Here is a 21,169-nt window from a genome sequence, read left to right as displayed (position 1 = left end):
TCCTGTGGCCGGGTCCGACCCGTGCAGCGCACGATCGACGGACAGCGCTTCTGCCGCGAATGCTGGCGAGCCGACCCTCGATCGTTCGGTGACTGCTCGCGGTGCAGGCAGCACGCGACCATCATCGTCCGCCGCCCGGAACTCGTCTGCCTGGCCTGTTATACCGCACCGATCAAGACCTGCGGTCTCTGCGGAGAACCTGGCCGGGTCGCCTCCCACCTTGACGGGCGACGGGTATGCGCACGCTGCTATTACGCGATGCGTAGACCGCAGCCCTGTCCCGAGTGCGGGCGCAGGGTGTTCTTGACCGGTTTCATGAACGGTCAGAAGGTCTGCGCCGACTGCGCGGGCGCTCCGGTGACGATGGCCTGCCCTGGGTGTGGCTCGATCGAGGAGATCCGCAAGCATCATCTCTGCGTCGAGTGCCGCCGGCCCGTCGCGATCCAGCAGTTGCTCGCCGACGACGCGGGAGAGATCCGCGCGGACCTCCACCCCCTTGCGGACTATCTGCTCACGCACCACAGCAAAGCCGCATCGTTCGAACGCTGGATGCACAAGAGCAAGTGCGCGATGGTGCTCCGCGAGATCGCGGACGGAACCCTGCCACTCACCGCCGAGGCGATCATCACCCGAGCCCGGTCGGGACAGTCGGTAGCGTTCCTCCTCTCGCTTCTGGTCCGCTCAGGAGTGCTTCCGGAGATCGATGTCGAAGGCACGCGCTTCGACCACTGGCTCGATGGATGGTTGGCGGGCATCGAACATGCCGAGGACCGGCTGGTCCTGCGCCGGTACTGCACCTGGGAGCTCCTCCGGTCCACCCGGGCTTTCCGAGCGGTACCCCGCAGTACATCGAGTCCAGCCGCTGGCTTCCAAAGGCAACGGGCCGCGCTGAAGTACTGCGCCGCGCTTCTTCGAGAGATTCGGTCACAGCAAGAGACGCTGGCAACCTATCCGCAGCGCCGGCTCGACGCATATCTGACTGATTCACCGAGCCAGCGTGACGCGCTGGCACCATTCACTCGCTGGCTACGACGGCACCGGATGAGCACCCTCCGAGTCGAGTTCCGAGCCCATCGCCTCGAAGGGCGAAGCTACGCCTCCGACCACCGATGGCAGATGGCTCGCAAGTTCCTGTCGGATGCCGGCATGGACCCGAAGACCCGGGCAGCCGGGCTCCTCGTACTGCTCTACGGCATCCAGCTGACCCGCATCGTCACGATCACCCGGACACAGATCGATACGAGCTCGCGGCCCGTCACGCTGACCGTCGGGGCCGAGCCGATCGGGCTCCCCGAGATCCTTGGCGACGCCATCAGCGATCTCGCCGACGCCGCGAAGCACCATCCTGAAGGATGGCTGTTCCCCGGCCGGAACCCAGGCAATCACCTCACCCCGGGCCCGCTGAGCCGTCGTCTTCGCGCCGAAGGCCTGCTCGCGGGAAGCGCACGCACCACAGCGCTCATCGAGCTCACCCGGCAAATGCATCCCCTGATCGTCTCGGATCTCCTCGGCATCACGACCTCGTCCGCCGCCGCATGGTCGCGTCTCGCCGGCGGTGACTGGTCCGACTATCCGGCACTCCGTTCCGACCACGCCTGAACGAGCATCACACGTCAGCGCCCGGGCCGGAAATCGCTTCGCGTAACTGCTCGACGGTCGGCGACCCGGCGATCCCAGCTGGCGTGCGGAACATCCGGCAGGCGAGCCCGACGTGGGTACGCTCGTCGGCGAACGGGTCGATGCCGTCGACGAGCACGGTTGGGGAGCCGTGGAACCCGAGGCGCACGGCGTCCTCGGGGGTCTCGACCAGCTGACGTATGACCCTGACATCGGATCGGTCGTTGACTACTTCAGCGAGCCGCTGGTCGAGCACCTCCCAGTTGGGGCAGCCGTTGAAATACTGCAGGATGATCTCCATGATGGTCCTCTCAGTTCTCGTTGCCGCGGATCATCAGAAGCGCTCCGGCGATCGCGGCGGTGACGATCACGACGTCGGCGACGTTCCCGATGAACCAGTTCCCGTAGGCGAGGAAGTCCACGACGTGCCCCTGGGCGAACCCTGGAGCACGGAAAAGCCTGTCGCCGGCGTGGGAGGCGGCGGCCCCGCCAAGCGCGCCGATCACGATCGCCCACCCGGGGTGTCGGACACGGAACGCGAACACGATCGCGGTGACGGTGGCCGCGACGGCCACCAGCGCGAACACCCAGGTGGAACCCTCACCGAAGGAGAACGCCGCGCCGGGGTTGTAAGCGAGTTGCAGGCCCAGCAGGTCGCCGATCAGCGGGAGGCGCTCACTTACTGTGAGCGTGGCCTCCGCCCATGCCTTCGTCCCCTGATCGATCAGGAGGACGAGCCCGCCGAGCGCGAGTGCCCCCGCCGTGAGCCGCCAACGCCCCCTCTGCTGCCGCTCTCCCGACGTCAGCTCAGCATCGGCAGCCGCGTCCGGGGTCATGCGAGGACCTCGACGAGGCGGACGATGACGCCGGAATCGATCAGGATGAACAGGCCCAGGCCGATGAACACGACGGGTACGAGCCAGTGCTCGACGCGTTCAAGCGTTTCGGTGACGGCCTTGTGGGTTCCGATCAGGCGTCCAGCAGCGCACCAGACGGCGACGAGGACGAGGAACACCGCGATCATGACGACGACGTCGCCGGGCGAACTGGTGCGGAAGATCGGCGTGTAGAGGGAGATGTTGTCGGCCCCGTTGGCGATCGTGATCCCGGCGACGCCCCACAGCCCGACCGCGGTGATCTTCTCGTCGTCGTCATCGTCGTCACCGTTGCGTCGCAGGCCCCGCACGAGGGTCCAGATGCCGATGCCGAGCGGGATCAGGCCGAGGAAGCCCACCCATTCGTCGGGGACGATGGTCAGGCCGAGCGCGGCGATCACGCTGATCACGACGAGGGTGATGAACCCGAGGTACTGGCCTGCGACGATCTGCCACGGTCGCGGCTTCCCTCGGCTGGAGGCCAGGAACAGCACGGTCAGCACGACGATGTCATCGATGTTGGTCGCAGCAAACAAGCCGATCGCTGAGCCGATGGTCGCAAGCATCAGCTCTCCAGCCGTGGGGTACGCGTGCGGGCGGCGCGGAGTCCGTTGAGGATCACGACGACCTCGGCGATCTCGTGGACCAGCACCACAGCGGCGAGTCCGAGGACGCCGAACAGCGCGAGCGGCAGCAGCGCGGTGATGATCAGCAGCGACAGGACGATGTTCTGGTTGATGATGCGGCGTCCGCGGCGGGCGTGGTCGAACGCGCGCGGGATGAGGCGGAGGTCGTGGCCGGTGAACGCGACGTCGGCGGACTCGATCGCCGCGTCCGAGCCGGTCGCGCCCATCGCGATGCCGATGTCCGCGGCGGCCAGAGCGGGGGCGTCGTTGATGCCGTCGCCGATCATTGCAACCGACCCCGCCTTTGACAGCTCCCCGATCGCGGTCGCTTTGTCTTCGGGACGCAGTTCCGCGCGCACGTCGCTGATACCGGCCTGCGCTGCCAGCGCCCGTGCCGTGCGGGCGTTGTCGCCGGTGAGCATCGTCACCCCGACGCCCTGCGCCGCGAGAGTCCGCACCACTTCGGGGACCTCGGGACGCAGCTCGTCGCGGACGCCGATCGCGGCGACAGGGGCCCCGTCGCGGTGCACGATCACAACGGTCATGCCCTGCTCCTCCAGGCCCGCGACCTGGTCGCCGAGCACCCCGGCGTCGAGCCAGCGGGGGCTGCCGACGGTGATCCGAGTCCCGTCGATCTTGCCCTCGATGCCGTGCCCGGCCTGCTCGGTCACGCCCTCAGCAGCCTGGGCTCCGGGGGCTGCGGCGGTGATCGCCGCGGCCAGCGGGTGCGTGCTGTGCTGCTCCAGCGCAGCCGCCCAGGCCAGCGCCTGGGCGTCGGTCACGCCGTCCGCGGCGAGGACCGCGGTGACGGCGGGCTCGTTGCGGGTGAGGGTGCCGGTCTTGTCGACGGCGACGTGGCGGACCGTGCCGAAGCGCTCGAACACCGCGCCGGACTTGATGATCACGCCGAACTTGCTCGCCGCGCCGATCGCCGCGACCACCGTCAGCGGCACCGAGATCGCCAGCGCGCACGGGGAGGCGGCGACGAGGACGACGAGGGCTCGGGTGATCCACAGCTCCGGGTCCCCGAACAGCGAGCCGACCAGGGCGACCAGGGCCGCGAGGACCAGCACGCCCGGGACCAGCGGGCGCGCGATCCGGTCCGCGAGGCGCGCTCGCTCGCCCTTCTCCGCCTGCGCCTGCTCCACCAGCTCCACGATGGTCGTGAGCGAGTTGTCGGTGCCCGCCGCCGTCGTCTCGACCTCCAGCGCACCGGCGCTGTTGATCGCGCCGGCCGACACGGCGTCGCCGGGCTCGACCTCGACCGGGATCGACTCGCCCGTGATCGCCGAGGTGTCCAGGCTGGAGCGCCCCGCACGGACGACTCCGTCGGTCGCGATCCGCTCGCCGGGACGAACCACCATGACCTGCCCGACCGCGAGGTCCTTCGCCGCAATCTCCACCGAAGCGCCGTCGCGGCGCACGGTCGCGGTGTCGGGGACCAGCTTCAGCAGCGCTCGCAGCCCGCCGCGGGCGCGGTCCATCGCCTTGTCCTCCAGCGCCTCTGCGATCGAGTAGAGGAACGCCAGCGCCGCAGCCTCTTCGACGTAGCCGAGGACGACTGCGCCGACCGCGCTGATCGTCATCAGCAGCCCGATGCCCAGCTTGCCCTTGAACAGCTTCCGGATCGCGCCCGGCGTGAACGTCGACGCGCCCAGCAGCAAGCCGACCCAGAACAGCACCAGTGCCGGGATCTCCATGCCGGACCACTCAAGGATCAGACCAGCGAGGAACGCGACACCGGAGAAGACCGGCACCATGATCCCGCGGTCCCTCCACCAGGGCCGCTCCTTCTCCTCGCTCTCATCGACTGCCGTGGTCGTCGGCTCGTGCTCGCAGCCGCATGCCGCGCTCACGCGTCTGCTCCCGCTCCGCAGCAACCCGGAACGGTGCACGACGAGTCCACGCACGGAGCGTGCTCGTCGACAGCCAGAGTCACATCCACCAGCGCGATGAGAGCGGCCGCGAGGTGCGGATCAGCGATCTCATACCTAGTCTGGCGACCCTCCGGCTCAGCGACCACGATGCCGCAGTCGCGCAGGCAGGTGAGGTGGTTCGACACGTTCGAGCGAGTCAGCTCCAGCTCACGCGAGAGCACCGCCGGGTAGCTCGGTCCCTCGAGCAGGGTCATCAGGATCCGGGAACGCGTCGGATCCGCCATGGCCCGGCCGAGCCGGTTCATGACGTCGAGTCGAGAAGCAATAGTCAGCATGCACTGAACTATACAGCACAGGCTGATCAATCGCCGGATGCATCAGCCTCCGCCACAAGGCGAAACAGCAGTCGACATCTGATGAATACGCGACTCAGCAACAATCGGTGCTACCAGTACGTGCCAGCTCCTTGTGGAGCGCTCAAGCCCAAAATCCATGTACCCGCAAATGTACCCGCAAGCTCCGGGCTTTTGCCGGTTTTGACGGGATCTGACGGGTTGTGGGATCTCCCGACTTGCCTACTCCCGCAAGGGATCTACGGCTATCAAGCGTGACGGAGGGAGAACCCTTCTTCGACTCAAGGGGTCGCAGGTTCAAATCCTGTCAGCCCGACCGTGTGATCTCGCAAGACATAGGAAACTCTCGAACCCTCAGGGGTTCGGGAGTTTTCTTGTTTGTGGTTGGTAGTCGCGGGTGGTGTCGATTGTTAGCTCCCGGAGCAGTTCTCCGGTTTGAGCGTTGACGACGCGGACGTGGAGGTCGTGGGCGAGGATGATCACGGGGGTTCGGGCGTGGGGTCGGCCGATGCCGATGTGGTGAAGTCGTCCGTTGACGCGCAGGGTGATGCTGCCGGCGTCATCGACGCGGTCGCGTCGGACTCGTTCGTGGGCGTCGGTCTCGCGTGTGCCTGTTGGTGCTGCTTTGGGTAGTCGCTGGTAGATGGTCGCGGGGGTCGCTCGGTGGGGCAGGGAGCGGTGAGGGCGGTCGTGGTTGTATTCCTGCGCGAACCGGTCGAGCAACTGCTGCAATTCAGCGATCGTGGTCGGCTGCGCGTTGGCCGCGCGGAGCCAGTTCTTCATCGTTTGTTGGAATCGTTCGACCTTGCCCTGGGTCGTGGGGTGCCCGGGGCGGGAGTTCTTCTGGTCGACGTTCAGGTGTCGTAGTTCGGCTTCGAACGCGTTGCGGCCTCCTGCTCTGCCTATGCCGGAGAGACGGGTGGTGAATACCATGCCGTTGTCGGTCAGTGTTGAGGCGGGAATTCCGTGCTTTTCGACGACTGCACGGAATTGAGCGAGCACGATCGGGGTAGTGATTCGGTGGTGAGCGGTGATGTTCAGGGCGTAGCGGGAGCAGTCGTCCAGCCAGGTCAGGATCTCGACGTCGCGGTCGCCGGCCAAGCGGTAATGGGTGAAGTCGGACTGCCACGTTTCGTTGGGCATTGCGGCTTCGAAGCGGATGTAGGAGGAGCGGGGCTTCTTCTTCGGCTCAGGGGTGATCAAGCCCGCGCGGGTCAGGTAACGGCTGATCGTGGCCGGTGACACGGTCACCTTGTGGTGCTGGGTGAGGTGCCAGGCGATCGTGTCAGGGCCTGCGTCGTGACCGGCAGCGGCCAGCTGTGTGCGCAGAGAGATGATCAAATCGATCGTTCCCTGAGGCGTCTGGTTCGGGCTAGTGTGTGGTCTTCGGGATCGTGCGTCGAAGGCCGCTTCCCCCTCCGCCCGGTAACGCGCGACGAGTTTTGACACCCACCTTTTCGAGACCCGATAGTTGCGGGCAACGTCGGCTTGGGTTCGTCCCTCGAGTACAACGGCAGTGATGACAAGACGAGCTTTAGACACCCCATGAGCGTGGCCGAAAGTTTCCTATGTCCCGAGAGATGCGTTTCCTATATACTGAAAGAGAACACTGTCAGCCCGACAGATACGCAAAAGGGGCCGTCCTTAAGGACGGCCCCTTTTGCGTATCTCGAGGTCTTGCAGGTGGGGTCCCCGTCGCGCCGGTTCCGGCGCATCGCTGTCGCGAGATGCTCGTGATTTGGGTGTTGCTGCGATGTGACGGCCGTGCCGATGGGGCGCAGCCCGACAATCGTGAAGAAGGACCGCACTGAATGTGCGGTCCTTTTCGCGTTAACCTTGCGGTCTTTCTTCACGATTGTCGTGTTGGTTCGGACGCGAAGCTGCTCGTGGGCCCCCGCTGAGTAGTCCAGAAAATCGCGCCATCCCTTCTGCCAAGCACCAGCGCTTTGCTGCGCGGTTTTCTGGAGGCTCAGTAGGGGCGTCAAATCCTGTCAGCCCGACAATAATGAAGAAGGACCGCACTGAATGTGCGGTCCTTCTCGCTTTAATCTGGCGGTTGTTCTGCACGATTGGCAGGCCGGTTCAGACGCGAAGCTGCTCGTGGACGCCCGGTGAGCACTTCAGAACACCGAACGCGTCGTTGAGTCTAATCGCCTTGGTTCGGGGTCCACCCGAACCAACCGTTCGTCGCCTTCAGCACGGTCCAGTCATCGCAGACCTGGACTGTGCTGTTCTTCGAGTCGTAGACATCCGGGGCGCCGTCAATGGTCAGCAGGGGTGCGGAACTGCGTTCGGCTTCTGCGCACGACTCGGGCAGCTCCGAGGCTGACGTGAGGAGCACTACCGCGACGTCTCCAGCGTCATCCGCCGGTGTGCGCAGCGTGATGGCTGTGGCGTCCGATGGAATCCAGTCGGCATCCACCGAGGTCTCGGCGTCGAACAGCTCTTTGGAGTCGTAGGTTTGGGTCTCTTGACGGTGCACTAGATCATCGATGGCCGCGCATCCGGAGAGCGCTAACGTAGCCGCCGCTAGAACGATGACGGCAGCGGTGTGGGGTTTCTTGTTGTTCATTTTTGTTCCTTGAGTGAGAGTGTGAGACGACGACTGGGTTTGGGCGTGTGACGATGGGGTCATTCGCGACCACTGCTTTCTGCGGATCGAGTGATCCGATCGCCGACGCATGCCGAGAGCATGATCGAGACGACGACCATCAGGCCGGTGGCAGCGAGCGCTATACCGAGGAGGGAATCGGGCCAGCCGATGGAGCGATCCGAAAGGCTCGTGATGAGCATGTGCGCGGTGAGCCATCCGAGGAGGATGGCGGGCGCCAGAATGCTGAGCAGCGGCAGGAGGGTTTCCCACGACACGATCTTCGTCAACGTGGTGCGATGCATGCCGATGAGTTGCAGCAAACTGAGCGTGCGTTTGCGGTCGTAGAGCGCGGCGATGGTTGCGATAGCGAGCACAGCAGCAGCGAGGAGGGTGACGATCACAATCGCCAGCCGACCAATCTCGGCGAACTGCGATGCGAGGTCACTGTCTGCGTCGCCCACAAATTCGGCACGTGTCCATGCTCCCGCCGAACGATCAACGCCCTCGATGGTCAGGAGTGCGGTTCTGGTTGCTTCGATCGACGACGGTTCACCGTCGGTGCGCGCAATGATGTCGCTGATGCGCATGCCGTCGAGAGTGGGAACGTTTGCGTTCTGAAGTGCCGGTCCTTCGGGGGCGAGTGAGTAGACCCCGCCAGTCAGTTCGCCGATGTCGGCCGTGAACGCGTCAATGTTCAGTTTCTGTGCGTCGTCGCCGGCAATGTAGGCGCCATCGCCATCGGTGTACGTGAAGTACACGCCCGTAACGCCTGAGATCTGGCCGAGGCTCTCGTTGACTGAGGTAGCTGCGATGTCGGCGTCGGACCGGATGTTCGCCGCGAGAGCGTCTTCCGGTAGGAGCGGGTCTGCGGTGAACGAGCCTGCACCAACGCTCGCGGATGCGGAGAAAGCGAAGACAGTGATCACGAACGTTGCTGCGACGAGTCCGGCGACCGACCGGAATCCGGCGCGCGGTGTGCGCACCATCCGACGAGAGGCGATTACAGCGGCACCGGTACGAGCTAGTCGCGCAAGCGCCAGTGCCGCTAGCCAGGTAAAGTACGGGCCCGCGATGAGGAGACCGATCGCGATCAGGGCGAAGCTTCCGACGACCGGGATCGCGAGCGGCAGCGGGATCTGATCGGCGAAAGTGCTTACGAGGAAGAACAGCCCCACGCCTGTCAGCAGGGGGAGCACTCGAACAAAACGGGGCATTTTCTCAAAGACCGACTGGGTTGTTGCGTTGCTGCCGGTGCGGCGAGCGCTTCGTGACGCTGCGAATATTGCGCCGATGATCACGGCAACCGCGACGACGACAACAACCGTCGTGGACACGGTGAGGTCGCTCGCGACGAGTCGTTCGCCCGCGACGGGGAGGAACGCGAGCAGAGGGCGCAGGGCAAAGAACCCTGCCACGCCGAGAGCGGCACCCAGAATGGCGGTTCCTGCAGCTTCGGCCAGTGCGACGCGTTTCACCAACGCTCGGGAGGCGCCGATTGTTCGTAGCGTTTGCCACTGTTCTGCCCGTGCTGAAGAGCCCAAGGTCGTGGACACGGCGACGAGCAGGAAAGCGGGGGTCAGGATTGCCAGCGCACCAACCAAAGCGAGCGTCTGGTAGTTCTGGTTTCCGCCGAACGCGGAGGTGCCGAAGCTCAGTGCGACACCGGCAGACGAGAGCGCTGCAACATCCTCGGGGGTTGCGCCCACGACAACGACGAGCGAATCCGGGCTGGCCAACAGCTCATCGGGGATCGTGCCTGCCGGAGTACCGTAGCGGTTTCGCAACTGCGTGGGCGTCGAGGTTGTGATGAGTTCTTCAAGCGCTGGCGAAGCCACGTAGGTGCCCGGCGCCGGTGCATCCATTCCGGGAATTGTCGCGCTCTTACTGGTGGGCACGGCGATGTCGAGGCGGTCGATGCGTTGTCCGTCGAAAATGTCGCGAGACAGCGCGGCAATAGTGTCATCGTCCGTGGCGGTGCTCAGTTCGCTGAGCGACGGTTGGATCCACGAAGAGCGAACGTCGCGCGTCTCTAGCGCGTTCGCGCCTGCGACAAGCAATAGCGCGAGTAACACGCCGATGCCTACTCCGGCAGCGATTCCCGCGAGACGCCCCCAGTTGCCGCGTGTCCCGAAAATGAGGAGACGAAGCGGTTCCATTACTGTGCTCCTTGCAGGGCAGGGTTCGTCACTTGACCGTCACGAATAAAGATCTCTCGGTCGCTGTACGAGGCGACGCGTGCGTCATGGGTAACAATCACTAGCGTGGTGCCCGTGCTGCGCACCACGTCGGTGAGGGTTTCCATTACTCGCTCTGCAGTCAGCGAATCCAATGCGCCCGTTGGTTCGTCGGCGAAGAGCACGGCCGGGGCATTCACGAGGCCTCGAGCGAGGGCAACGCGTTGTGCTTGCCCGCCCGAGAGCTCAGAGGGTAGTCGCCGTTCCATGCCCTCGAGACCGAGTCGTTCCAGCCACGAGTGCGCCTGCACTAGAGCTTTCGCGCGCCTGGTGCCGGCGAGCATAAGTGGCAACGCGACGTTGTCCTCGGCGCTCAGTTCTGGCAGAAGCTGCCCGAACTGGAACACGAACCCCAGCCTGGTCAGGCGGAACCGAGATCGTTGATCTTCTTTCAGGGCGCTGATCTGTGTGCCATCAATAGTCACCTCCCCGCTATCGGGAGTGGTAACACCCGCGAGGCAATGGAGGAGGGTCGATTTGCCGGAGCCCGACGGGCCCATCACGGTCACGATTTCGCCCTGACGAATGGTGACGTCCACACCGCGAAGAGCGTGGGTCAGCCCGTGATGCTTATCAAGCCCGCGGGCGGTGATGAGTGCTGGCCCCGGGTTCGTCGCATCCGTGGGTATGAGGTGGGTCATGACAGAGATTCCTTTACATTGGTGAGTCGTACTTCTGCCATGTCGATCCAGCGGATGTCCGCCTCGATGCGCAGGAGGGCGTGGTCGTAAGCGAGCACATCTAGCAGCGCAGCCTGCTGTTTTGCTCGGGTGAGTTGTCTCATCGATTCGAGCAGAGCGCTGCGCTGCACGTTCAGGATTCGGGCGGCATCTTCGTCGAGCAGGAGGGCGATGACGACCTTCGCGAAGAGGTTGGTGCGGGAGGCGCTTGTGTCTTCGTCAGTCGTCGTCAGCCACTCGATGACGCGCTTTCGTCCTTCAGGTAGCCCGCGGTATTGCTTCCGCGATGGCCCTGATCCGTCTTCAACGCCCACCATTTCGACCAAATCGTCACGGGCGAAGCGGGCAAGCATCGCGTAGACCTGGCCATAGGCGAGAGGCTTTGAATCGCCGAAGTGTTCGTCGTAGAGCTGCTTGAGCTCATAGCCGTGTCCGGGCCGTGCCTCGATCAGGCCCAAGAAGGCCAATGAAGTGTCCATGTTTTTAACTATACACTCCGCGTATACGCAAGATGTATAGACGCTGTGAGCGAACGCGAGCGGATTGCTAGGATGGTTTTCGGAGTCAGCAGGCCCGACCGCTGCGGCTCGTCTAGTGACCGTGATCTGGCGCGAAGCGTGCTGAAAGGGCCCTGTGCAAACTCCTGCGAAAACCTCTGGCCCGAAAATTCTGACCGGGACCGCCGCGGTGGCGTGTGCCACAATGCTGCTCAGCGGCTGCACGGCACCGGCGAATGACGAGCTGTCCTCTGAGATTCAGGCGGTTATCGATGACCCGATGTTCACCGGGGGCGGGTGGGGCATTTACGCCGTGGACCTTGAGACGGGCGATCCCGTCTACGAGCTCAACTCCACGATCCCGTTCGTTCCTGGTTCGATTCAAAAATCGTTTACGACAGCGGCCGTGCTTGAGATCCTCGGCGGCGAAGAGCGACTGACAACTCCGGTGTATGGCACCGGCGAGATCGTCGATGGCACGCTTGACGGCGACCTGGTGCTTGTCGGAAGCGGCGATTTCAGCTTCGGCTTAAGAGACCTGCCCGATGACTCGCTGGAGATCACATCCTTCGATCACAACGAAGCGAACACCGGGCTTCTTCCTGTCGAGCTGAACTCGGGGGACCCGTTGAGCGCCCTCCGCTCGTTGGCGGGCAGCATCCTTGAGTCCGGCGTGAGCTCGATCACGGGTGACGTCGTCGTTGAGAATCAGTTGTTTGATCCGATGCTCGACTGGCCCGACGGTCGGATTGATTCCATCTGGGTTAACGAAAACGTGGTGGATGTCGAACTGACGGCCAACGAGGTCGGTGAACGCCCCGACATCCGGGTCATTCCCCATCTCGACGCCCTTTCGGTTGTCAACGATGTCACCGTAGTTGCTGGCGACGCCGTTGAGGTCGCGATCTCGATGAACGACATGACGGTGACCGCGAGTGGCACCATCGGGATCGACGCTGGCGTGACCGTGCGTAATACGCAGGTCCCCGACCCCGTGGCCTTCGCGGCAACGGCATTCCGGCAGGTACTCGACGAGGAAGGGATCGTCGTCAACGGTTCCGGTCTAGAGTCTAAAATTCCCTTCGATGAAGCGGCAAGCGAGCCGCTGGCCGAATGGGTCTCGCCGCCGCTGAGCGAGTTCGCTCGGGTGGTTCAAAAAATCAGCTACAACCGCGGGGCAGATCTTCTCGCGTGCTTGATCGCGGTCTCCGAGGAAAGTACGGACTGTGTGGATGGCGCTGCCACAGTTCTCACGGCTGTTGATGCGCGCAACGGCGAAAACGCGGTGAGACTGTTTGACCCGGCGGGGAGTGTCGACGAGAACCGGTCGAGCGCGCAGGCGCACGTCGACTTCCTCCGCAGTGTGCACGACGAGCCGTGGGGTGATCAGTTCGTTGATCTTCAACCCATCGCCGGCGTCGACGGCTCCCTCGTGTCCTTGGGAGTAGGCACGAGTGCCGAGGGCAACATTCACGCCAAGACCGGAACGCGCATCCACTGGTATCCGACGACGAAGCAACTGTTCTATTTGGCTCGTTCGTACTCGGGGTACGTCACAACGGAATCGGGCAGGGACCTCGCCTTCACCGTGATCTTCAACTCGACGACCGTGGATGACATTGATGGCGTCTTCGAAATCAACGACCGCATCGCTGACATCATTCTTGCCCTGCAGAAAAAGGGGTAACGCTTCTCGCGGTATCCCCAACCTAAGGTGCGATCTCTCGTAGAGAGTTGCCTATTCGGTGCGAACCGAGAACTGCGGTTCTGGGCGCTGTGCAACGTGGAACTTATAGGGCCGTCAGGTTAGCAAAAATCGACTTTTGCGGTCTCTGCGCGTCCGAGCAATGGAGGCATCCTTTGGATGCCGTGCCGTGTATGCTGATTCGGTAATGGATCGCCATGTTCACTGGCGCAGACGAGGGGTCACGGCGACATGCTCACGGTCGATTCGAATAGGCTTTGCCCTGATGTGCCGAGCTCGGTATGCGTGACATCAGGCGCACTTCTGGAGTCTCAGCAGTGAGGCGTCAGAGTCGCGCACTCGGCGCACTTATCGCCATTGTGACTCTCGTTGTCTCGACACTTTTCCTTGAGCTTCCGACAGCAGCCCAAGCGGCAGAAGCCGAGCCAGAGCTTGTCGCACACTGGACATTTGACGATGCCACGTTCGCGTCCGGTGCCGCTGACTCCTCGGCGAGCAATACTGCGACACTCAGTCCCAACTGCACCACTCCGACCCCCTCGACCAACGTGCCGCCATCGCTCGGGTCTGGTGAGTCGCGCAGCCTCAATCTCGATGGTCAGAGTTGCCTCGTCATTACCAATCCTTTCCGTGCCGTCGACGGCGGCCACGGCGTCATCAAGGACTTCTCAATTTGTGCATGGATCAACACGACCAGTCAGGGCACCGGTGTGAACCACTGGAATTCTGCTCCGATTCTGGACGGTGAGGTTAGCGGTGTGACGAACGACTTCGGTTTCGGCCTCAGCCAGACCGGCAAACTTACGTTTGGCACCGGGAGGGCGAACCGAAGCAATGACGAGCGGATCGACGGTGCTACTACCGTTAACGACGGCAGATGGCACCACGTTTGTGTGACGCGCGATTCCACAAAAGCCAGCGGTAACGTCGTTCTTTACGTTGACGGTCTCCGGGAGCAGAGCACGTCGAACAACGGGCGGGGCGGCAGCAATCAGGATGCCCCCACCGCGAGTCCGTTGGCGCACATCGGATGGGGTCAAGACGATTATCACAACCGCTTCGTCGGGTTCATGGACGAACTCCGTGCCTACGACGGTGTGCTTGACGACGCCGAGATTGGCAACCTGTACTCCGGTAGTGACGACTTGCAGTCGACCGCCGACGGCGAGGCAGCCGGTACGGGTGACGGCGTGGCCGCGTCGATCGAAGATGCCGCCCCCAACGGTGGCGATGCTAATGCCGACGGCATCGCCGACAGCCTGCAGCGAAACGTTGCCAGCCTGCCCAACGCCGTTGACAGCCAATACACCACCCTTGTGATGTCTGCAGTGAGTGGCGACTGCACGCTTTCGTCGGTCACGGGCCTAGAAGCGCCAGCTGATGAAGGGTATTCGTACCGCGCGGGGCTGACCACTCATGTGGCCGACTGCGACAACGGTTCGACGGCGCGCATCACGCTCTACCAGTATGGCGAAACGTGTAGCCGACTAGCGGTGCGCAGCTACGACTCAACGAGTGGCACCTACTCTACGGTCGACACTGCGACAATTCGGCAGACGACGATCGATGGCACAGTGGTAGCGGTCGGAACCTTCGAGGTTCCTGCGAGCGGAGAAATCACGGGTACTTTCGGCATCGCGCAGTCGACGAGTGCCTGCCCGGTGAGTCCGCTCAACCCGTTGCCGGTAATAACGATCGACAGCGCTGCCGCTCCTGACAGCCTGAGCGACCACACCGATACCAACACGGCCTGGAGTCTGGCGTTGGCCGCCACCGAATCTGGCCCATCGCCGTTCACGTGGAGCGTGAGCAGTCAGCCGGCGTTCGGGACAGCTTCGACCAGCAACTCGAGCGGAAGCGACGTTACGATCGACTACGTCCCGCAAAGCGGTTTCGTCGGTACCGACTCCCTGACCATCAGGCTCGCCAACGGCTCAGGCGGGTTCGACTATCTCATCGTGGAGCTCGCCATCGGCCCGCAACTCGCAAACGTCAGTGCGCCGGCGATCTCGGTGTCAGGCAGTCTCTACGTCTCAGACACATTGTCGATGGCATCCTCGGGCTCTTGGGATTTCTCGGGCACCACCGGTAGTGGAACCAGATACCAGTGGTACAAGATTCGCGGAGACAGTCGCACTGCGATCAACGGAGCCACGGGCCCAGAGCTCGTCTTGACCCCCGATCTGGTCGGCGCAAACATACTCGTCGAGGTGACCGCCTGGGCGAGGTACTACGCGCCCGCGAGTGTGGACAGCGACCCTGTCGGCCCCGTGTTGGCACTACCCTTCTCCGTTCTCGGAGCTCCGACGCTGAGCGGGACTGCGCAGGCAGGCGAGATGCTGACAGCTAACCCCGATTCTGCTGGTTGGTCGCCCAGTGCGGATACCTTCGCATACCGGTGGTACGCGGATGGGGCCGCAATTGCAGGCGCGACGAGTGCCGGCCTCGTCTTGACTGGCGATATGGTCGGCGCTGACGTGCTTGTCGAAGTCACAGCTGTTGCTTCGGGTTACGCGGCTACACGTGTGGCCAGTGCTCCGGTCTCTGTGCTGGCTGGGCGCTTTTCCGCTCTGGGCGCTCCGACTGTGAGCGGCACTGCGCGGGCTGGTGAAACTTTGACCGTTGATACGGATCCTGATGGGTGGACGCCGGTTGCGGATGGTTTTACATACCAATGGTATGCAGACGGTAGTGCAATCAGCGGTGCGACTGGCTCGTCGTTCCTCATCACGCCGAATCAGGTCGGTAGGCACCTCACTGTTGTCGTCATTGGCTCAAGGTTGGGCTGGTTGGACGCCAATGTGACGAGCGCCCCATCACCGATTGTCACAGCGCAGGCGACGGCTCTCGCTGTCACCGGCTCATCGATTCCTGCCCTCGCACCAGTCGCGTCCGCGCTCGCTCTGTTGGTCGGTGCACTCCTCCTCCTCCTCGGGCGGCGACGCCGGCGAGCGGATGCCGAACTGACGGCCGCACAGGCGCTTACGCGCGGATCGAACCTCGGGGCCTAGCTGCACCGATCGCTGGGCCGGAGAGGGTCACGGGCCCCTGCGCGGGGGAGGTGGCCGACGGGACGATGCCTCCGATCGCCGGCCCCGCGCCACCGCCCGACTTTAGTCCTTGCGCTTGTTTGCGGCCTTGTCTTTCTTGTCGGCGCGCTTCTCCTTGAGAGACTTGCTGGCTACAGTCTTGCCGCTGGATTTCTTGGGTGATTTATCGGCCATGACGTTGTCCTCCTGTGAGCCGAGTGGCTCGTGCCCTGAGCGTACCCGCTATTGCTGGTGGCGGGCGAGTCGCCGCAGACCCTCATCGATACTCACGGCGGGCGACCAGTTCAACGCTTCGCGAATCTCGCGCTGATCGAACCAGTGCGCGGTAGAAAGCTGCTCGGCTAAGAAGCGTGTCATGGGCGGCTCGTCGACTCCGGGGCGCACGGCCCACACTCGTTCGACGAGAGAGCCCGCGGTGCGCCCGAGGGCGGCACGGATGCTCCAGCGCGGAGGCTGAACACCCGAAGCAATGCAGATCCCGGCCAACATGTCGCCGACGGGGCGGGGTTCACCATTGGTGAGAACGTAGGCCTTGCCGTGGGCGACATCGGCGCGGTGCAGGGCGGCCACAATTCCGGATGCCGCATTGTCGATATAGGTCGTGTCGATGAGGGCGGTCCCGCCATTGAGCAGGGGTAGGCGTCCACGGCGAGCTCGATCGACGATGCGGCCGACGAGCTGGGTGTCACCAGGACCCCAGACAAGGTGCGGGCGAATGGCGAGGACGCGCATCCGCTCAGAATCGCACGCGAGGGCAAGCAATTCTGCTTGCGCCTTCGTGCGGGCATACTCGCTGCGGGCATGTTCGGGCGAGGCGGGTTCGGCACCAACGCCAGCTAGTGCAGAGCCCGAGTGTGCCACCGATGGTGACGAGACCTGCACGAAGCGGGAGACGCCCGCGGTCTCAGCCGCGGAAAGCACGAGACGAGTTCCCTCGACGTTGACGGTGTGAAATGCGCGTGGGTCGCCCGCGAGCGACACCTTCGCGGCGAGGTGGATGACGCCCTCGGCGCCCTCCATCGCAGTCGCGACGTGATCTGGGTCGGTGATCGAGCCAAGCATGTCGGTGACGCCCTCAACGCCTGACGGCCGTCGTTGCAGCGTGCGCACCTCGTGCCCCGCGGCGACGAGGTCGGTCGCAACGGCACGACCGAGAAATCCGGATGCTCCGGTAACGAGCACGATCACGGTGCAGTCGACTTTCCGCCGGCCAGCAGTCGCTCAGCCCACTTCGACAACCGCGAGCGGTCGATCTTGGAATTGTGGCGGATGTCGGTCGGAAGCTCAGGAACCGCAAGCACGGCCACGAGCGGAAGCGTCGTGCTCGCGCGAACAGCCGACGTCAGTTCGGGGCCGGCGAGCCCAGGCTTGCGGGTCGGCGAGATTGTTTCCACGACAGCGACGGCTTGGCGAAGCTGGTGCGGGCCAACACCCACAACGGCAGCACGGCGCACGGCGGTAACGCCCTCAACATCCTGCTCGGCGCCAACCGGAGCGATGGGGCCCGTAGCGGTCACGATCACGTGGGGCAGCCGGCCCTCGACCCAGAGGCGACCGAGTTCATCGAGGTGTCCGACGTCGCCGGTGCGGTGCCAGCGCGTGTGGGGTGCGGCCGGTGCAGCCGTCGCATCCGCAGCCGCGGCATACTCCGTGGCAGAACCCGCGGCATCCGCCTCGACTGACGTCTCGCGAGCAGCTTCGCGGTCGGTGAGCCACAGCCGGTCGTAGTGGTCTTTCAGGTGCGGTGCTGAGACGACGATCTCGCCGAGAATGCCGGGCTGCGAACTGGGCGACCCGGTCGCGGCACCGTGCTCATCGAGCGCGCTGATGCGGATACGGTTCTCGCCGATCGGCGTTCCTACGCAGACGCCGGTGTTGGCATCGCTGGCGGCGGCGCGGATGCCGTCGAGGGTGATGTCGGTCACGAGGAGGCACTCGGTCATGCCATAGGGCGAATGCGCCTTGGAGTTCGGCATGATGGTGCCGGCGGAGGCGAGCAGTTCCGCCCCGATGGGGGCACCGGTGGAGAGGAAGGTGCGCACGCGTTCGAGTTCGCTGCGGTCGTGCGGCGTGAGGTCTCCCGCAGTCGCCACCACATTGAGAATCGCAGCAGGGGAGAGGAAGACCATGCTGGCGCCGGATGCTTCCACTGCAGCAGCGACAGCGCGAGCGGTCAGCGTGCGGGGAGCCGAGACATCCATGTCGGGTGTCACCGATCGCGTGCCGAGTGCCGGACCCAGCAACGCGAAGGGCGCGAAGCCGGTGACGAGGCCGGTGTCGGCGGTGACCTCGAAGTGGCTCGCGAGCACATCGCGCAGGGCAGAGAGCTGACCGTGGCGGTAGACGACACCCTTGGCGGGGCCAGTTGAGCCCGACGTGAAGAGGATCGCTGCGTCATCCGCAGACCGTGGTTCGGTGGGCAGGGGAGTGTCAGCGCCGAGGGTGATGAGATCGCGAAGGCTGTAGGAGACGCCGAGAGCCACGGCGGAAACCTTGGGCAGTTGCGCGGTGGAAATGCGCACGCCAGGCCAGCCGAGGGTGCGGGCGGCGGCGAGGCCGGGGGCTTCGCCGATCACGAAGTCGGGGCGCGATCCGCGCACGGCACGGGTGAGTCCCTTGATGCCGAGTCCGGCATCCGCCACGACAACGACCGCACCAATGCGGAGACAGGCATAGACGACAGCGGTGAGGGTTGGCCCGGGCGGCACGAGCAGCGAGACCCGCTGGCCGGTGTGCACGCCAATGGCGGTGAGTCCGGCGGCGATGTCGTTGACGCGCTCGGCGAGCTGGTGCCAGCTGACCTGAAGCGGGCCGCGCGAGCCACGCGTCGACATGTCGATGACGGCGGTGGCCCGGTCGTCGCGGTGTTCGTCGAGCTTGCGCCACAGGGGGACGAAGTTCGAGTCAGGTGACTCGGCAGAATCGGATGCTGCAGCGATCGCTTCACGGGGCGACGACGAGGCGGTGCCGGGGCTAGCGAGATGCGCGGCGTTGTCGCAGACCCAGGTCAGTATCGATTCCGCGTAGGGCGTGTCTTCGGTGACGAGATGTCCCGCGCCCTCGAAGCGGTGCACGTTCGCGTGCGGGAGTCGCTCGATGAGATCGTCGAGGTAGTAGTCGCTGAAAATCGGATCGCGCGGACCCCACAGCATGAGTGCCGGCAGATCGAGCTGGGCGACACCCGTGGCGATGCGATCGAGCTCGCTGAAGCTCTCGTGCCGTGCGTCGACGGGGATGTCGGCAACGAAACCGCCAATGCCCCCGCGTCGCGATGCCGTGCGGTACGGCGCACGGTAGGCATCCTTCAGCGCTGGGTCGAGCGGATCGGACGTGAGCGCCAGCGTGGTCTCCAAGAACGCACTGGTGCGCACGGTGGATGCTGCCAGCATCCCGCGCGCCCGTGCCAGTCGCAACGGTGCCGGGATTGGCTTGCCGGCCTCGTGATGCACGGCCGTGTTGAGCAGCATGACGCCCGCAAGCTGCGCCGGGTGATCGACTGCCCAGCCGAGGGAGACGACGCCACCCCAGTCGTGGCCGAGCGAAATTATGGGTCCGTCGAGCGAGAGTGCGTCGGTGAACGCCGTCAGATCGGCGACCCGCTGCGCGAGCGGACGGTGGATGCCGGTGCGCTCCGAGAAGCCCATGTCGAGTTGGTCGACGGCGATGATCCGCCACGCCGGAGTCCCAGACTCAGCTCCAGCCTCTGCGGCTTGCAGCGATTGCGTGAGCAGTTCGCGCCAGTAGTACGACCAGGTGGGGTTGCCATGGACGGCCAGGATCGTGCCGATGACAGGGACGCCGAGCTGCGCCAACTCGTCGCCGGTGTCGAGGTAGTGCCAGTCACGGGTGAGTCCCGCATCCGCACCGCTTCCGGGCACAGAAGTAACTCGGCTGAAGCGCGGGTCGAGCCCGGGCAGGTCCGCTGGAGGGTGAGATGCGGCTTCGGTCACCATGCGAGTTCCATCATTGCCGTGTTGAGGCCGGAGCCCACACCCATGAGCAGAACGCGGTCGCCCTTCTTAAGGGAACCCTGGGCTTCAGAGAGGGTGATGGGAATCGATGCGGGGCCGACGTTGCCGTATTGCGGGAACGTGGTGGGCACGCGATCGCGGTCGAGTTTCGCGGCTTTGACGATGGCGTTGGTGTGCACTGACGACACCTGGTGGGTGACGTACAGGTCCATCTTCGACCAGTCCCATTCGGTGGATGCTTCTTTCCACGCCGAGACGACGAGGTCGAGCCCGCCTTTGAGCAGTGCTTTCGCGTCGGTGAACATGCCGTCGACGCTGCCGACACAGAGTTCGTGGAACTGGGTTGCCGCGCGCGTGACACCGCCGAGAATCGGATGACCGGCCGGATGTTCGTCGGTGCGGCCAAGCACCGCAGCAGCGGCCCCGGAGCCGAGCGTGAGTGACGCGAATTCGCTCATGAAGCCGTCGCGGTCACCGTCTTGCTTCAACAATCGGTCGATGGTGTTGGTCTGAATGGCGTCCGCGTCTTCGCCATTGACGATGATCGCGTACTTGATTTGGCCTGATTCGATCATGTTCGCGGCAAGATTCATCCCGCTCACGAAGCCGAGACACGCATTCGCGACATCGAAGTTGATGGCCGAGCTTGGCAGGTTGAGCCCGTGGTGCAGACGCACCGCCACCGACGGTTCGAGGTGTTTGCGACTGACAGACGTGTTGATGAGGAGGCCGACTTCTGAGGCATCCACCCCGGCGGCAGCCAGCGCACGTTGGCCTGCTGAGACGGTCGCGTCGTCGGATGTTTCGCCGTCAGCCCAATTGCGACGCTCGAGTACACCGGCCACCCGTTGCAGGAGTCTGCTGGGCAGCGCGAGGCGCGAGAACGCCGGAGCGAGACGCGACTCGAGGTCTTCTGATGTCGTTACCCGGCTGGGTAGTGTGCTCGCGACCGACAACAGTGACACGTTGGTGAAGCGAGTGTTGGCATTTCCGGCCACGAAACCTCCGTCGAGCGAGCCTCAGCGGCTCGATAAGCAAGAGGCCTAGTTTACGCCAGTCAGCGTGCCTTGCTTTCTGATGGCGGGAGAAAC

At 64.3% G+C, this 21,169-nt stretch carries 16 protein-coding genes; 3 read left to right on the top strand and 13 right to left on the bottom strand.

The annotated features are described in order from the left end of the window. The first annotated feature begins 297 nt into the window (after positions 1-297). The gene (locus AACZ26_RS13070; RefSeq protein ID WP_125107298.1) at positions 298-1,599 is read left to right on the top strand and encodes a hypothetical protein; all 1,302 of its coding nucleotides are present in this window, start codon (positions 298-300) and stop codon (positions 1,597-1,599) included. A 7-nt stretch (positions 1,600-1,606) separates the two neighbouring features. On the opposite strand, the gene AACZ26_RS13065 is transcribed toward AACZ26_RS13070, so the two are convergent. The 10 genes from AACZ26_RS13065 to AACZ26_RS13020 form a co-directional block, all read right to left on the bottom strand. After that, a complete protein-coding gene (locus tag AACZ26_RS13065) occupies positions 1,607-1,918 on the bottom strand; it encodes a hypothetical protein (protein ID WP_026936351.1) in 312 nt (103 codons plus the stop codon). Between the two features lie 10 nt (positions 1,919-1,928). Further along, complete coding sequence (locus AACZ26_RS13060) at positions 1,929-2,453, bottom strand: signal peptidase II (protein WP_026936350.1); 525 nt, start codon at positions 2,451-2,453, stop codon at positions 1,929-1,931. Continuing rightward, positions 2,450-3,058 carry a cadmium resistance transporter gene (locus tag AACZ26_RS13055; protein WP_026936349.1) on the bottom strand — a complete coding sequence of 203 codons (609 nt, stop codon included), beginning with the start codon at positions 3,056-3,058 and terminating at the stop codon, positions 2,450-2,452. Before AACZ26_RS13055 ends, AACZ26_RS13060 begins: the two co-directional genes overlap by 4 nt. Continuing rightward, positions 3,058-4,974 (bottom strand): cation-translocating P-type ATPase, encoded by a 1,917-nt coding sequence (locus tag AACZ26_RS13050; RefSeq protein ID WP_028707591.1) that lies wholly within the window; start codon positions 4,972-4,974, stop codon positions 3,058-3,060. The genes AACZ26_RS13055 and AACZ26_RS13050 overlap by 1 nt, the downstream gene beginning before the upstream one ends. Then, a complete protein-coding gene (locus tag AACZ26_RS13045; RefSeq protein WP_026936347.1) occupies positions 4,971-5,330 on the bottom strand; it encodes a helix-turn-helix transcriptional regulator in 360 nt (119 codons plus the stop codon). Before AACZ26_RS13045 ends, AACZ26_RS13050 begins: the two co-directional genes overlap by 4 nt. Before the next feature lie 372 nt (positions 5,331-5,702). Continuing rightward, a complete protein-coding gene (locus tag AACZ26_RS13040; protein ID WP_339622197.1) occupies positions 5,703-6,890 on the bottom strand; it encodes an IS481 family transposase in 1,188 nt (395 codons plus the stop codon). A gap of 604 nt (positions 6,891-7,494) precedes the next feature. Then, entirely contained in the window at positions 7,495-7,920 is a 426-nt protein-coding gene (locus AACZ26_RS13035; protein WP_339622196.1) for a hypothetical protein, read from the bottom strand. A 59-nt stretch (positions 7,921-7,979) separates the two neighbouring features. Next, positions 7,980-10,097 (bottom strand): ABC transporter permease, encoded by a 2,118-nt coding sequence (locus AACZ26_RS13030; protein ID WP_339622194.1) that lies wholly within the window; start codon positions 10,095-10,097, stop codon positions 7,980-7,982. Then, entirely contained in the window at positions 10,097-10,816 is a 720-nt protein-coding gene (locus AACZ26_RS13025) for an ABC transporter ATP-binding protein (protein ID WP_339622193.1), read from the bottom strand. The genes AACZ26_RS13030 and AACZ26_RS13025 overlap by 1 nt, the downstream gene beginning before the upstream one ends. Then, entirely contained in the window at positions 10,813-11,334 is a 522-nt protein-coding gene (locus AACZ26_RS13020) for a PadR family transcriptional regulator (RefSeq protein WP_339622191.1), read from the bottom strand. Before AACZ26_RS13020 ends, AACZ26_RS13025 begins: the two co-directional genes overlap by 4 nt. 154 nt (positions 11,335-11,488) lie before the next feature. Between AACZ26_RS13020 and dacB the strand changes: the two genes are divergently transcribed. Next, positions 11,489-13,039, top strand: coding sequence for a D-alanyl-D-alanine carboxypeptidase/D-alanyl-D-alanine-endopeptidase (dacB, locus tag AACZ26_RS13015; protein WP_339622190.1), 1,551 nt, complete (start codon positions 11,489-11,491; stop codon positions 13,037-13,039). Positions 13,040-13,374: 335 nt separating this feature from the next. Beyond that, positions 13,375-16,068 carry a LamG-like jellyroll fold domain-containing protein gene (locus tag AACZ26_RS13010; protein WP_339622188.1) on the top strand — a complete coding sequence of 898 codons (2,694 nt, stop codon included), beginning with the start codon at positions 13,375-13,377 and terminating at the stop codon, positions 16,066-16,068. A 261-nt stretch (positions 16,069-16,329) separates the two neighbouring features. Here the strand turns inward: AACZ26_RS13010 and AACZ26_RS13005 are convergent, their stop codons facing one another. The 3 genes from AACZ26_RS13005 to AACZ26_RS12995 are packed head-to-tail and all read right to left on the bottom strand — an operon-like array spanning position 16,330 to position 21,076. Further along, on the bottom strand, positions 16,330-17,295 hold the full coding sequence (locus tag AACZ26_RS13005; protein ID WP_339622186.1) for an NAD-dependent epimerase/dehydratase family protein: 966 nt from the start codon (positions 17,293-17,295) through the stop codon (positions 16,330-16,332). Further along, positions 17,292-20,060 carry an alpha/beta fold hydrolase gene (locus AACZ26_RS13000; protein ID WP_339622185.1) on the bottom strand — a complete coding sequence of 923 codons (2,769 nt, stop codon included), beginning with the start codon at positions 20,058-20,060 and terminating at the stop codon, positions 17,292-17,294. The genes AACZ26_RS13005 and AACZ26_RS13000 overlap by 4 nt, the downstream gene beginning before the upstream one ends. Further along, entirely contained in the window at positions 20,054-21,076 is a 1,023-nt protein-coding gene (locus AACZ26_RS12995; RefSeq protein WP_339622184.1) for a 3-oxoacyl-ACP synthase III, read from the bottom strand. Before AACZ26_RS12995 ends, AACZ26_RS13000 begins: the two co-directional genes overlap by 7 nt. Positions 21,077-21,169 lie beyond the last annotated feature (93 nt).

The organism is uncultured Salinibacterium sp., from assembly GCF_963974405.1.
Classification (GTDB): domain Bacteria; phylum Actinomycetota; class Actinomycetes; order Actinomycetales; family Microbacteriaceae; genus Rhodoglobus.
Note: the sequence above shows the minus strand (reverse complement) of the source record. Positions and strands in the feature narration are given on the sequence as shown.

Excerpts from the sequence above, each read along its gene's own strand:
- AACZ26_RS13045 (WP_026936347.1), bottom strand. The coding sequence starts at position 5,330 with ATGCTGACTATTGCTTCTCGACTCGACGTCATGAACCGGCTCGGCCGG.
- AACZ26_RS13000 (WP_339622185.1), bottom strand. The coding sequence starts at position 20,060 with ATGGTGACCGAAGCCGCATCTCACCCTCCAGCGGACCTGCCCGGGCTC.
- AACZ26_RS13060 (WP_026936350.1), bottom strand. The coding sequence starts at position 2,453 with ATGACCCCGGACGCGGCTGCCGATGCTGAGCTGACGTCGGGAGAGCGG.
- AACZ26_RS13025 (WP_339622193.1), bottom strand. The coding sequence starts at position 10,816 with ATGACCCACCTCATACCCACGGATGCGACGAACCCGGGGCCAGCACTC.
- AACZ26_RS13030 (WP_339622194.1), bottom strand. The coding sequence starts at position 10,097 with ATGGAACCGCTTCGTCTCCTCATTTTCGGGACACGCGGCAACTGGGGG.
- AACZ26_RS13065 (WP_026936351.1), bottom strand. The coding sequence starts at position 1,918 with ATGGAGATCATCCTGCAGTATTTCAACGGCTGCCCCAACTGGGAGGTG.
- AACZ26_RS13055 (WP_026936349.1), bottom strand. The coding sequence starts at position 3,058 with ATGCTTGCGACCATCGGCTCAGCGATCGGCTTGTTTGCTGCGACCAAC.
- AACZ26_RS13035 (WP_339622196.1), bottom strand. The coding sequence starts at position 7,920 with ATGAACAACAAGAAACCCCACACCGCTGCCGTCATCGTTCTAGCGGCG.
- AACZ26_RS13020 (WP_339622191.1), bottom strand. The coding sequence starts at position 11,334 with ATGGACACTTCATTGGCCTTCTTGGGCCTGATCGAGGCACGGCCCGGA.